Annotated in this window: 11 protein-coding genes and 1 pseudogene; 3 read left to right on the top strand and 9 right to left on the bottom strand. The window is 36.7% G+C overall.

Annotated elements, in window-relative coordinates; all coding sequences use genetic code 11:
* Nucleotides 1-6 precede the first annotated feature (6 nt).
* Together CUN60_RS01250 and CUN60_RS01245 are read left to right on the top strand one after the other, a co-directional pair.
* The gene (locus tag CUN60_RS01250) at nt 7-1,431 is read left to right on the top strand and encodes an FAD-dependent monooxygenase (RefSeq protein ID WP_102950286.1); all 1,425 of its coding nucleotides are present in this window, start codon (nt 7-9) and stop codon (nt 1,429-1,431) included.
* Nucleotides 1,432-1,437: 6 nt separating this feature from the next.
* The gene (locus CUN60_RS01245) at nt 1,438-2,331 is read left to right on the top strand and encodes a DMT family transporter (RefSeq protein ID WP_102950285.1); all 894 of its coding nucleotides are present in this window, start codon (nt 1,438-1,440) and stop codon (nt 2,329-2,331) included.
* Nucleotides 2,332-2,382: 51 nt separating this feature from the next.
* On the opposite strand, the gene ruvX is transcribed toward CUN60_RS01245, so the two are convergent.
* The 9 genes and pseudogenes from ruvX to cyoA form a co-directional block, all read right to left on the bottom strand.
* Nucleotides 2,383-2,817: a Holliday junction resolvase RuvX gene (gene ruvX, locus CUN60_RS01240; RefSeq protein WP_102950284.1), complete on the bottom strand. Its 435-nt coding sequence runs from the start codon at nt 2,815-2,817 to the stop codon at nt 2,383-2,385.
* Nucleotides 2,810-3,373: a YqgE/AlgH family protein gene (locus CUN60_RS01235; RefSeq protein ID WP_102950283.1), complete on the bottom strand. Its 564-nt coding sequence runs from the start codon at nt 3,371-3,373 to the stop codon at nt 2,810-2,812. Before CUN60_RS01235 ends, ruvX begins: the two co-directional genes overlap by 8 nt.
* Before the next feature lie 30 nt (nt 3,374-3,403).
* A complete protein-coding gene (smc, locus tag CUN60_RS01230; protein ID WP_102950282.1) occupies nt 3,404-6,865 on the bottom strand; it encodes a chromosome segregation protein SMC in 3,462 nt (1,153 codons plus the stop codon).
* An 11-nt stretch (nt 6,866-6,876) separates the two neighbouring features.
* Entirely contained in the window at nt 6,877-8,148 is a 1,272-nt protein-coding gene (locus CUN60_RS01225) for an MFS transporter (protein WP_102950281.1), read from the bottom strand.
* A gap of 51 nt (nt 8,149-8,199) precedes the next feature.
* The gene (cyoE, locus tag CUN60_RS01220) at nt 8,200-9,054 is read right to left on the bottom strand and encodes a heme o synthase (RefSeq protein WP_102950280.1); all 855 of its coding nucleotides are present in this window, start codon (nt 9,052-9,054) and stop codon (nt 8,200-8,202) included.
* A 270-nt stretch (nt 9,055-9,324) separates the two neighbouring features.
* On the bottom strand, nt 9,325-9,648 hold the full coding sequence (gene cyoD, locus CUN60_RS01215; RefSeq protein ID WP_102950279.1) for a cytochrome o ubiquinol oxidase subunit IV: 324 nt from the start codon (nt 9,646-9,648) through the stop codon (nt 9,325-9,327).
* Nucleotides 9,648-10,253 (bottom strand): cytochrome o ubiquinol oxidase subunit III, encoded by a 606-nt coding sequence (gene cyoC / locus CUN60_RS01210; RefSeq protein ID WP_102950278.1) that lies wholly within the window; start codon nt 10,251-10,253, stop codon nt 9,648-9,650. Before cyoC ends, cyoD begins: the two co-directional genes overlap by 1 nt.
* Nucleotides 10,253-12,030, bottom strand: a pseudogene (gene cyoB / locus CUN60_RS01205) (cytochrome o ubiquinol oxidase subunit I). Before cyoB ends, cyoC begins: the two are co-directional and overlap by 1 nt.
* 236 nt (nt 12,031-12,266) lie before the next feature.
* Nucleotides 12,267-13,154, bottom strand: a complete 888-nt coding sequence (cyoA, locus tag CUN60_RS01200; protein WP_102950277.1) for a ubiquinol oxidase subunit II — start codon at nt 13,152-13,154, stop codon at nt 12,267-12,269.
* A gap of 303 nt (nt 13,155-13,457) precedes the next feature.
* On the opposite strand from cyoA, the gene CUN60_RS01195 reads away from it, so the two are divergent.
* Nucleotides 13,458-14,255, top strand: coding sequence for a ferritin-like domain-containing protein (locus CUN60_RS01195; RefSeq protein ID WP_102950276.1), 798 nt, complete (start codon nt 13,458-13,460; stop codon nt 14,253-14,255).
* Nucleotide 14,256: the final 1 nt, after the last annotated feature.

Below are 14,256 nucleotides of genomic sequence, written 5' to 3'. Positions count from 1 at the left end.
TCAAAAATGAGTAATCCAGATGTTTTAATTGTTGGTGCAGGTCCAGTTGGGCTTAATCTTGGTTTATGTCTTCTAAAGCAAGGCTTATCTTTTAGAATAATTGACAAAAAATCTGGACCAACAACCAGCTCCAATGCAGTTGGGGTTAATTGTCGAACGATGGAAGTCTGGGAAAGCCTTGGCTTTATTGATGAAGCAATCAAGCGAGGTTTGAAGGTTCATGGAACTTCATTATATAGTGATAGTGAGCTTTTAAATCAGGTTAAATTTGATCTGATTGAAAGTAAACATGATTTTATGTTGGCACTTCCTCAGGCGCATACCGAGAAATTATTATTGGAAGAGCTAGCAAAAAATGGGATAACCGTTGATTGGGAACATGAACTTACTAGTATAAATCAATCTCCAGAAGGTGTGACTGTAGCTATCAAGCATAATGAGAAAGATGATGAATTTTCTTATCGCTGGGTAGTTGGCTGTGATGGTTATCGGAGTTCAGTACGCGATTTAAGTGGTTTAACTCGTGCGTGTCATGATTTACCTTTGCATTTTCTAATGGTTGATGCTGAAGTTAGTGGTGAAATCAGTACTTCAACGGTGAATATTTTATTTCATGATAAAGGCATGATTTTTATGATTCCAATGCGTGATAGCATCCGGGTGGTTGTGGAAATTAGCACTGATGAAGAATATAAACATCTGAAAACCTGTGAACCGGATATTTTTCGAGAAATAGTTGCTAAACGTTATCCAAAAATTAATATTGGGCGAGTTGATTGGAGTTCAGCCTTTTATATTCATGAGTGTCTTGCAGATAATTATCGGAATGGCAGAATTTTTATTACGGGTGATGCTTCTCATACCCATTCGCCAATGGGTGGGCAGGGCATGAATACAGGGATACAAGATACTTGGAACCTTGCTTGGAAACTAGGGCAAGTTAAGCGCGGGGAAGCGGCAGATACTTTTCTTGATAGCTATAGTCTTGAAAGGCGCGCAATTGGGCATGATGTACTTGAACGCTCCGGTAAATTAACGACTATGGCAACAACTACTAATCCAATTCTAAAACGACTACGTAATTTTGGTATCCATCATCTGGCAGATTGGGATATTGTTCGCAGTAAGGTTGCAAATGGTCTTTCACAGTCAAATATTTGTTATGAAAATAGCCCGCTTGTCAAGCATGACCAAGTAAGAAAATCAGGGCAATTAAAATATCCTGAATATCAGGGTAATAAATGGACATTATTGGCACTTAATGATAGTAAAGATCAGTTACCTTCTTATGTCCAGATAGTTAGCGTTAAACAGCTACCGTTACACGCACACTATTGTTTGATTCGCCCTGATGGCTACACAGCAATGTATGCGAATGATATTACAGAGATTTTAGAGTACTTTAGAAAAAATCATTTTAATTTAAAATAATTTAGCGTGAATAATCAAGAAACCAAAGCTTTTTTCATTTTATTAACAATTCCGGTAATGTGGGGAATCACTTTCCCCTTAATCCATGAAATTGTCTATAACTATAGTCCATCTTTATTCGTATTATGGCGTTTTTGGCTGGCTGCGATTGTTATGCTATTGCCATTTATTGATGCATGGCGCAGACGACAATTTAGCCGAATTGATATCCTTTATGGCTTGGCAATTGGCTTAGTGAATAGTGGTGCCTTTGTTTTACAGGCACAGTCTCTACTTTATATTGATTCTGCTCGTGCGGCTTTTCTCACGGGTATGAATGTAGTAATGGTTCCTCTTTTATTACCATTTTTTGCAATGGGGCGACCAAGATTGATTGATCTAATGGCTGCCGGAGTTTGCCTTGCTGGGATTTATCTGATTAGTGGTGCAGATTTCCGTAATTTTGATGATGGTGATTGGCTAGTTATTGCTTCAGCTTTATGTATTGCGATAGGGATTATAATTACCGAAAAAGCTAGTTTAGTTAGTAATAATCTCAAACTACTAACATTTTATCAGATAATCTTTACTACTTTAGTTCCGATGGGAGTACTAGGGACACAGATTACAGTTATTCCGCATAGTCAGTTATTTTGGTGGGGCGCAATTTATTGTGCGGTGATTGCAACTGCGTTACCGTTATTTCTACAATTAAAATATCAGAAATATGTTGGCTCGAGTAAAGTAGCGATTATTTTTAGTCTAGAATCTGTCACAGCTACCTTTTGTGCTTGGTTGGCTGGTGAGAAAATCACTGCTAATATTATTTTTGGTGGCTTGATAATACTATTAAGTACTATTTTGGGCAATTTGATTGAACTGGTAAAGGCATTATTAATAGCAAAAAAGACTGTAATCTAAACCTATTTAATTTAGAGGATTACATTATAATCAGTAGTAGGATATAAGGAATCAGTTATAGCTAGCAAAAAATGACTCCAGAATAGAACAAGCAGCTAATTGATCCAGCATGATTTTTTGTGATTTACCATGAATACCTTGCTCGTTTAAAAGACTACTGGCATGGCTTGAACTATAATCCTCATTAACTAAATTAACTGGCAAATCAAATCTAGCCGCTAAACGCTTACCAAAATTTTTGATAGTATTAATTAACTGTATTTTTTGTGGATTATCGCTAAATTCAGGCACGCCAACTACAAGTACCGCTGGCTGCCATTTAGTAATAATTGGCTCAATCGCTGCAATTTTTGCGTTCAAGCTTTCACCACCAATAGTCATTAATGGATGTGGAATTTTAAGCAAACTATTACCTACTGCAACGCCAATTCGAACATTTCCGTAGTCAAAAGCTAGAATGTTATACTCTTTTGGTAAATCAGGCATTTCCTGCACCACTAAAATCAAAAGTAGCAATATTTCTAACTCCTGCAAGTTTTAATGCTTCACGATAACGATCTTGTGGATGTATTTCTTGGAAAAAATGTTGCGGAGAGCTATCAACAATCAGCCAGCTATTATGACGAATTTCTCGCTCTAGCTGGAAGCTATCCCAAAGACAGTATCCGGCAGTCAATATCCAAGGCTTTACTGAACCAGAACTAGCCAGTTGATGAATTTTGCGGCGATCTCCGGTTAAAACAAGTTCATCGGCATCCGGAGCAGAATCATGTAAGATAAAACCGCTACTCAACTCTACTGGACCACCAAAATAAAACGGAATATTTGACCACTCTTTAGTGTATTTGGAAAAATCAAAATTGGTTGATATTGCAGCAGGCTTACTATCAGGAAGACTCTTATTAATAATTACACCAATTGCACCACTTACTGAATTATGTTCTGTTATGTAAACCACTGTATTCGAGAACACATCATCTCTCATACCCGGAACAGCAATCAGGCACTTACCTTTATAATTCGTAGTTAATTCTATCTGCATATAATATATCCTTAATCCAAAAAGTCTATTCTAGGCACTTTGCTCAGCATTAATCTGGTTAACAGCATCAATCAGGCTAACACTTACGACCGTTGACACTCCTTTTTCCTGCATCGTAACTCCCACTAATTGATCCGCCATTTCCATCGCTAACCTGTTATGTGAAATATATACAAACTGAGTCTTATCGGAAAGATCTTTTACCAGATTACAAAATCTGGAAGTATTTGCATCATCTAACGGAGCATCTACTTCATCCAAAAGGCAGAAAGGTGCCGGATTCAGGCTAAATAAAGCAAAGATAAAACTCATTGCGGCTAATGCCTTTTCACCGCCAGAAAGCAAATGAATGGTAGAATTTTTTTTGCCCGGCGGTTCGGCAAAAATTTGCACTCCAGCATTCAGGATATCCTTCTCCGTAAGAGCAAGTTTAGCATTTCCACCGCCAAAAAGCGCTTTGAAATAAACCTGTATTGCAGCATTTAGCTTATCAAAAGTAGCTTGCAATAGAATTCTAGTTTCATTATCAATATGTTCTATTGCAGCTTCAAGATTAATTATTGCCTGACGTAAATCATCAAGCTGAAAAATTAACTCTTCTTCCTTGACACTTGCAACTTCAAGATCTTCAATCGCTTTCAGATTAACTAACCCCAACCCTGCTATCCTAGCTTCAAGAGCTTTTGTTTCCTCTAAAATACTGTTTAATTCCTTAGGTGCATTAGTTGTCAGCTCTGCTAATAAATCTTCGTTAAGTCCGCGTTCTTCACAACTTTCACGATAGGTAGATAACAAAATTTGTTGTTCCTGAAGCTTGAATTTAGTCTGGTTAATTTTTTCCAGATTCCGCTGATAATTACTATTTAGGGATGATGCTTTATTTTTCAAGCTCACAACTTTATTTGAAAGCTCATTTAGCTCCCCTTGTACACTCTGCATCTTACCTGCAATATCAGCAATATTTTGCTGTAGCCCATTAATCTCCTCGGCTTCAGTACTATTACTAAAACTATCCTTCTCATCTGCCAACTTTGCCAGATTTGATCTTACAGCAGCAAGTTGTAACTCTTTATCTTTTTTTATCTGTTCACTATGATTTTTTTGCTGGCGCAACATTTGAAGGTCAATAATCAACTGATTAATTTTACCATTTATATCATTAAGTTTATTCTCTGCAAGTTTATGAGCCGTTTCACTTTCCAAGCGCTCAAGCTCAATATTCTGACTTTCGACTTCATACTCAGATAAAGTTAGGCGTTTTTCCTCTAGGTTTATTTGCAAATCAGAAATCTCATTAGTCAAATGGTTAATTTCCTGGGTAATAAGCTGAATTTCCTCTGTTGTGCGCTCAAGATGCCGCTGATTCTGGATAAACATCTGCTCCTGCTTGGTTAACTCAACCTCAAGATCATGTTTCTTCTGCATCAATCTTCTATTTGTAGCCTGCAAACTGCTTGAATCGTTTTTTAATCCATTTTCACGCCGAATAAGTTCCTGCACTTCTTCTTCCAGTTCGGCTATTTTCTGCTCAAACCCAATATTAAGTTGGGCCAAACTTTCTAGCTCCTGCTGATGAAGTAGAATATTGTCACTATCATTATTCGCATTATAGATTGCATAATAACTAGTAAATAAATGCCCATCCCTTGTTATATAAAAATAATTTTCCTCTAACGTACTAATTGTTCCAATATTATCAATCAGAATAAACTGGTTTAAATAACTATATAATGAAGAAATTCCCTGATCCTTGATTGCCACGTATTGACTTAGGCTCTTTGGATTTATCTTTACATTAATGGAGCTATCTTTAAACCATAGTGCTATTTTATGTTGATCAATATCGTCTTTTGATGGGATATTTTCAATAATTTTGGCTTTTAATAGCGAGGCAATGGCTACTTCAACAGCTAGTTCATACCCATCACTTACTTTAATCATTTGCCATAACTCACTGGCATCACTGGCAAAGCCCGAATCATTAAGAATTGATTTCTGGATGAGTTTATTCAATGTGTCAATTTTAGCCGCTGTTGCAGACTGCTGATTACTTAGTAACTGTTTCTCCTGCTGAATTAACTGTAATTTCCCACTGATTTCTTCATGAAGAACGGCTACTTTTTCAAGACTCAATTCAGAAGAGATGAGATCTTCCTTTACGAGTTCAACTTCTTCCTTGATAAAATGATAATTTTGATCTAGATCTAAGGTATTAGTTTCTTCAACAAGACGCTGTTTACGTGTCAGCAAATTTGCATGCTGCTGCTCTTTATGTCTGCAACTATTAGTAAGCAAATCACAATCATGCTTTAATTGATTTAATTTTGATTGTCGCATCTGGCTCTTAGCCTGTATTTCCTGATAGCTAGCTTCACCAGCAAATACTGATTCTTGAAACTGGTCGCGAATTATTTCTTCTTCATTCAATTGAAGCTGTTTATCTTCAATTGTAAGATCTATTTCTTCAATTCGTAACCCATATTCAGTAATTTCTTCAGCTAGAGTATTAAGCCGCTCATTCAAATCACCAGTTTCAGTTTCAAAACGCTGTAGTAACTCAGTATAATGTTTATAACGCTCTTCTACCCGAGCTAACTGAGTTCGATATTCATTAAAGCTTTGCATCAAATCTTGAAAATGCTGCTCCTTGGTAACCTTTAATTCCTGCTCGCGGGTTAATTGTTCATTTACTTCTTCAAGCTGGTAACCAATCGTTCTTAGCTCATCTTCACAGTTTTGGATAAATTGACTGGCTTCGGCTTGGATTTTTTTTGCATCACGAACCTTCACAGCCAAAACCAATCCCTGTTTGAGTTTGAGCTCCTGATTAAGCTCCTGATACAATTTTGCAATTTCAGCCTGTTCTTTAAGCGTTGCCAGCTGTTTGATTATTTCACCATGAATATCTTCTAGGCGCAGTAAATTATCTCGCGTATCATTAAGGCGCATAACCGTTTCTTTACGCCGCTCACGATATTTTGACACTCCCGCAGCCTCTTCAATAAAAAGACGCATATCCTCGGGGCGTGATTCAATAATTCGGCTAATCATTCCCTGTTCAATAACGGCATAACCTTTACTACCAACCCCAGTTCCAAGAAATAGATCCGTAATATCTTTACGCCGTACCTGCTGATTATTTATCAGATAGCTTGATTCACCCTGCCTAGAAATAACCCGCTTAATAGCAACCTCATCATAAGTATTCCAAAGACCACTCAATGATTTTAAAGTATTATCAAATACTAATTCTACACTAGCCCTGGAAACTGGCTTTCTTTTTAATGAACCATTAAAAATAACGTCTGCCATCGATTCACCACGTAGCTGTTTTGCGGAAGATTCGCCCAGTACCCAACGCACAGCATCAATAACATTTGATTTCCCACAGCCATTAGGTCCAACTATTCCCACCAATTGCCCTACTACTTCAATAGCAGTATTATCGACAAAAGATTTGAAACCGGATAATCTAATCTGTTTTAGACGCATAATTAAAAACTCTATTTGCCTACGGCTTCAATTATCTTGAAGCTTTTAAAATGGAGAAAAAAGAATAGCGCGGCAAAAATAGTCAGAATTGCCCCAACCAAAACTGGTAGCCTAGCATGACTGGCTGCGACATAGCCAGCAAGCAAATAAGGAATTGCCTGCCCTAAAGCATTAGCACTTGAATTTATTCCCATTGCCTCACCAAGTTTGTCTGGCTCACTAACTTTAGTAATCAAGGCCGAACCAAAGGCCTTACATAATGCAGCACATACCGCAATAAATGGTGGCACATAATAGATTAGATTTGGCTGATTTGATGGAATAATATAATTGACAAACAGACAGGCAGCCATACCAGTCATGGCAATAGGCAAAACCTTATATTCAGCAATTTTGCCAGACAATCGCCTAACTAGTCCACCTTGTGCCAAAATTATCATAACACCGATATAGGCAAAGTAATTTCCAACTTGCCCCTGCTTAAACTCAAAAACTTCTTGTAATACAACACCCCAAAAAGAAGAAAAGAATGTAAATCCAGCATTAAATAAGAATAAGGAAAAAATAAGCTTACGTAACTGTAGGTTAGCACTTAACCCAATGATATTATGAATGGAACGTAGGTAATCAATCGTTCTTGTATTCCTTATTTGCAGAGTTTCTGGCAATAAGTATAATACCAACAAGGCATTTACAAAGCTTAATAAGGTAGTAAATTCAAAGGGTGTTGCTGCACCAAACCATGAAATAAGCTCAGGATCTGATAATTTCCCGCCAATAAAAGGACCAAACACAAAGCCAATCCCGATGGAAACTCCAATTAATCCAAAATTCCTAGCCCTTTTGTCTGGCTTACTAATATCACCAATTACTGCCTGTGCAATTGAAATATTTCCACCAGACGCACCGTCTATAAAACGCGAAAAAAACATTAGTGGCAGATTTTTGCTATGAATCGCAATAGCAAATAATAGATAGGAAATTGAAGTACCAAAAATTGATAATGCCAGAAGCTTACGTCTTCCATAGTGATCAGACAACTGTCCAAGAATGGGCGTAAAAATAAATTGGCTTAGCGGATAGATGGCAAGTAACCACCCCGCCATTATCATTGCCTGTGCATTGCTCCAGCCTATTGGAACAATATTAAACTCTGAACCTTGAATTATTAGAAGTGGAAAAACCGGGATTAACACCCCAACCCCAAGCATATCAATAAATATAGTTAGAAAAACTAAACTAAGTAGCTTTCCCGATGATTTCTGATGATTTATCTGATTCATAATACTTAATTCAGGAAGATAAGGGAGTTCAGTGGCATAGATTTCAAATATTTAGCGAACTACATCTAAAGCAAGCATAGCTGAGAAAATTATTATAATTATTATGGAATAAAGAAACATTTTCCTTGCCCATTTTCTATCGTCTTGAGCTGATAAACCTTTAAAAGCTAATCTAACCCAAAGTGCAGCACTACCTCCAACTATAATTAAATAACTAAATCCGGTATAACCAAAAATTGTCATACCACATACGGCAATAGCAAAAGCTACAGTATACGCAATCATTTGTATTTTAGTCGCAGCAATTCCTTTTTTAACTGGTAAAATTGAAATAGATGCCGCGGTATAATCTTTGAGTCTAAAAATTGCAATAGCAAAAGAATGAGGCATTTGCCACAAACTCAGAATTACAAAAAGTATTATAGCACCAAGATCAAAGCGATTAGTAGCAGCACAGTAACCAACTACGGGTGGAACAGCACCAGAAATACTACCTATCAATGTGCCATAAATTGAATGCCTTTTGAACCACATGCTATAAACTATAACATAAACAAATAAACCAATCAAGGCAACTATAACAGTTAATCGATTAGTCTGCCAGTATAATAATAATGTGCCCAAAAACCCAAGTATAGTTGCATAAATTAACGCAGTAGTTCCTGACATCAAGCCTTTTACTAGAACTCGATTACGGGTTCTTTCCATTATGCTATCAATATCGCGATCGATGTAGTTATTAAAAACACAACCAGAAGCAATAACTAATGCGATACCAATTAAAGTAGCTAGAAATAAACCAAAGTCATGTGTACCTCTAGCTCCAAGACAAAAACCACCAGCAACTGTAATAACATTACCAAATATGATTCCAGGCTTTGTTACAGAGAAAAATTTTTTTATCAATCTAAAAGACCTTTAATAGGGGAAAGTCCCCTAAGCTTGGTATCTTATAAAGATAGCCACCAGAAAACTACTCTTAATCTATCTTCAGCTAAAAAATACCAGATAATAAACTGCTTGGATATAAAACTTAATCAATTAATTACTAGATTTTAAATCCAGAATCATAACACTTAATACTCTGAAATCGTTAGTATAGATTTTAGAGTCTTCAGCATATAAGCAAAAATGGCTAACTACCAAAGTTAGCCATTATCATTAAAATAATTCTGGTTAATGATCCATCATATTGTAATTAAGATTCCACATAACCCACAATGAACCACCAGCAATTAAAACAACCACTATCACTGTAAAAATAAATGATAATGTATTATTTCGCTGCTCGGGAGCAGTTCCCAAATGTAAAAAGAAAATTAACTGCACCAGTAGCTGGGCAATGGCAAATAATACCACAGCAAAAACTAGCGAATCACCAGTCATAACATGACCAACAACCAGCCAGTAAGGAATTATAGTCAAAACAATAGATAAGATAAAACCAACAATATATGACTTTACTGATCCATGACTAGAATCATGTGTACTATGCGACATCACATAACTCCCATTAAATATACTATTGTAAACACAAAAATCCACACGATATCAAGGAAATGCCAGAATAAGCTAAGGCAGCCAAGTTTGCGGCTCGTTACAGCCGTGATACCATGTTTATTTAACTGAAGCATCAGCATAATCATCCAAACTAGACCACAGGTAACATGTAATCCATGTGTACCAACCAGTGTAAAAAAGGCTGACAAAAATGCACTGCGACTAGGACCATTACCTTCAAGAATTAAATGATGAAATTCATTTATTTCCATACAGATGAAGCCAAAACCAAGTAGGAAAGTAATACTCAACCATAGCATCACTTGTGATTTATTGGCTTTATACATTGCTTGCATTGCCAAACCATAGGTAAAACTACTGATCAAAAGCAAAAAAGTTTCAATCAGCACATATGGCATTTCAAATAACTCTTTACCACTTGGACCACCAAAGGTATTACCATGTAAGACTATATATGTCGCAAAAATAGATGCAAAAAGTATACAGTCACTCATTATGTAAATCCAGAAGCCAAAGAGTACCTTGGAGGTAGCTTCAGCATCATGATCATGATGATGATTATTGTGTAAAACTTCTGTTGACATTATGCTATTTTCCTATTTGAAATTTCATTTTCGATTCGCTCAACCTCTTCGGCTTTCACGTAGTAATCAATATCATAATCAAATGAACGATATGCTACTCCAGCAAACATTCCTATAGCAGAAACAATTGCCAGCCACCAGATATCCCAAATCATACCAAAACTAAAAGTAAAGGCTAATATACCAATTACAAAACCAACGCCTGTATTTTTTGGCATATGAATATCTTCATATTTACGTTTAGGTTGTTCAGCATGATTTTTAGCTGCCTGTTTGTTATCCCAATGAGGTTCCAAACTATTGACATGTGGTACAAAAGCAAAGTTATAGAACGGTGGCGGCGAAGCAGTATCCCACTCCAGCGTACGACCATCCCATGGATCGCCAGTTACATCCATATTTTGCTTGCGTTGCAAGAAACTAACAAACAATTGTAACAATTGGAAACCAATCCCAGCAAAAATAATTAGTGCACCAACAAGCGCGATTACAAATAATGGATGCCAACCAGTAGCAGCATCATAATGACTTAAACGACGAGTTGCACCCATAAAGCCAAGTACATACAATGGCATAAACGCAACATAGAACCCAACTAACCAGCACCAGAAAGCACATTTACCAAGCTTCTCATTTAGTTTAAAACCAAATGCTTTTGGAAACCAGTAATTAAATCCAGCTACATAGCCAAATACCACACCACCAATAATCACATTATGGAAGTGAGCAATTAAGAATAAGCTATTGTGTAATAGGAAATCAGCGCCAGGTACAGCCAATAACACCCCAGTCATACCACCAATTGAGAAGGTAATCATGAAACCAATTGTCCAGTACATTGGAGCATTAAAGCTAATTTTCCCTTTATACATGGTAAATAGCCAATTGAATATCTTAACCCCAGTAGGAATCGAAATAATCATCGTTGCAATACCGAAGAAGGCATTTACGTTTGCACCTGCACCCATGGTAAAGAAATGATGTAGCCAAACTATGAAAGATAACAAGGTAATACATGCTGTTGCATATACCATCATATTATAACCAAATAGTCTTTTCCGCGAGAAAGTTGATACGACCTCAGAGAAAATACCAAATGCTGGCAACACCAGAATATATACTTCAGGATGCCCCAGATCCAGATAAGATTGACGTACATCATTGCATTTCCACCGCCACTATTCGTGAAGAAATGGAAATCAAGATAACGATCTAGCGTAAGCATAGATAAAGTTACTGTCAATACTGGGAAGGCAATAATAATCAAGATATTTGCACAAAGTGCAGTCCAAGTAAATACTGGCATTTTCATTAATGTCATACCAGGGCAACGCATTTTAAGAATTGTCACAAAGAAATTAATCCCGGAAATCAATGTTCCAATCCCGGATATCTGCAATGACCAGATATAATAATCCACCCCTACTCCAGGGCTAAATTCCTTCTCTGATAATGGAGGGTAAGCTAACCAACCTGTTTGTCCAAATTCACCCACAATAAGGCAAAGCATCACCAAAACGACACCAACCATAAATAGCCAAAAGCTAAGCGAATTTAGGAATGGGAAGGCAACATCACGCGCACCAATCTGTAATGGCACCACAATATTCATCAAACCAACCATAAATGGCATTGCCATGAAGAAAATCATGATCACGCCATGTGCAGTAAAGATTTGATCATAGTGATGTGGAGGCAAAAAGCCGTGGTTTGCACCAACAGACATTGCTTGCTGGGTACGCATTAATAGCGCATCAGCAAAACCACGCAGTAGCATAACTAATGCCACGATTATGTACATAATACCAATTTTTTTATGATCAACCGATGTCAACCATTCCGTCCAAAGCCATTTCCATTTACCAAGATAAGTGATTAATAGCACTAATGCAATAAAACCACCAACCATGGCACCACCAGCAAGCATTGCTGGCAGTTCATCAAATGGAATTGCTGCTAAGCTTAATTTTCCAAATAAATGATCCATTTTTTATTTCCTACTATATACTTTACTTAATGAGACATCACCATTGAACCATGATCCACACTAAGATCTTCCATACCTGGCATCATGAATTTCATTATAATATTATTGAATAAATTTGGCTGCACTGAAGCGTACAACTTCACTGGATCATCTTCACTTGGTTTGACCAGTTGATAGTACTCGTTTGCACTAAGATTATTTGGCTCTTGCTTAACCTGCTGTACCCATTTATCAAAGTCTTCTTGCGCTACCGCCCTAGCTACAAACTGCATCCCAGAGAAACCGCGACCACTAATATTTACTGAGCGACCGAAGTAATCACCTGCTTCATTGGCAATTAAGTGTAGCTTAGTCTGCATTCCAGCCATGGCATATATTTGACCACCTAATTGAGGAATCTGGAAGGCATTCATAGGAGCATCAGAAGTAACCCTAAATTCAACAGGTCTATCAACCGGAAACTCTACTAAGTTTACAGTTGCAATATTTTGCTCAGGATAAATAAACAGCCATTTCCAATCAAGTGCTACAACCTGAATGGTTATTGGCTTACCTGGCTCATCAAGTGGACGATACGGATCAAGCGAATGAGTAGTATGCCACGTAATTGTTGCCAAAATTGAAATAATTATGATAGGAATTGTCCATACCACAACCTCAATTTTATTGCTATGATGGAACTCTGGGTCATAGTCCAGGTTCGGATTTGATGCACGATATTTAAAGGCAAACACCAATGTCATTATAATGACAGGTATTACCACAATCAGCATTAATCCAATTGCCGTCAATATCAGCTTCTTCTCTTCTGCACCAACTGCACCTTTTGGATTAAGTACTATCAAATGATCACAACCACTCAATAGCAACATAGCTCCAATAAGCAGGAAGACAGATTTTAATTTATTACTCATCTTGCCAAGAATCCCTTATTAGGTTAAGTAGATATGCAATGCCAGCTAATGAAAACCGTATAACTGACACATAAAACACCAGCAAGTATATCATAGTTGACCTATAGCCCGCAATCAACCTAATGTTTATTCTATGATTGGGTTTGATATTAAATACCCTTACATTATGACCATAATAAACTGTTTAAATTATTATTTTCCAAAATTTTCCAAATTAAACCAACTATAGAGTAATAATATTTTTTAAAAACCTTGTTTTTTGTGTTGTAAAATATCTCTTTATAAACAATTATTGACTAAAGAATGCAAAATTTCTATCAAGAATGCTTACAAATCTTAACTGATTGCAATATATTCTCAAAAATATCTGCAACAAATAAACTTTTTAGCTTATTAAATGAAAAGCACTCTCTATGCTTTGATAAAACAAATGAAATAATTAGCCTAATAACACCTGGCAGACCAGAAAAGCCGGAACTGGTTCATCCAACAAAAGTGCCAAAACGGAAGCTTGGCAGTAAAGAAGGTCATGCAGGACTTATCCACGCACTAACCCACATAGAATTTAATGCAATCAATCTTGCTCTAGACGCATGCTATCGATTTCAGGATATGCCAGAAGGCTACTATCAAGACTGGATAGAAGTAGCTAAAGATGAAGCATATCATTTTACCTTATTAAATAATCACTTGCTTACACTTGGCTATACCTATGGGGACTTTAGCGCACATAATGGCTTATGGGATATGGCATTAAAAACTGAACATGACTGCATGATTCGTATGGCTCTGGTACCAAGGGTTCTAGAAGCACGAGGAATTGATGCCGTACCAGAAATGCAATCTAAAATTAAAAACATTGGTGATGAAAAAGCTAATGAAATACTTGATATCATCCACAGAGATGAAATAAAGCATGTACAATATGGAGATAAGTGGTTTAAATTTCTATGTCAAAAAAGAGATTTAAATCCTGAGAATATTTTTTTTGAGCTAATGGCAAATTACGATGCCCCTAAAATACGAGGGGCATTTAATAGAGCTGACAGGCTAAAAGCTGGCTTTAGCAATTCTGAACTAGATAAGCTATTTAATCATTGAG

It is taken from the genome of Aquella oligotrophica (assembly GCF_002892535.1).
Lineage (GTDB): Bacteria > Pseudomonadota > Gammaproteobacteria > Burkholderiales > UBA11063 > Aquella > Aquella oligotrophica.
This window is presented reverse-complemented; position numbering and strand designations above follow the sequence as displayed.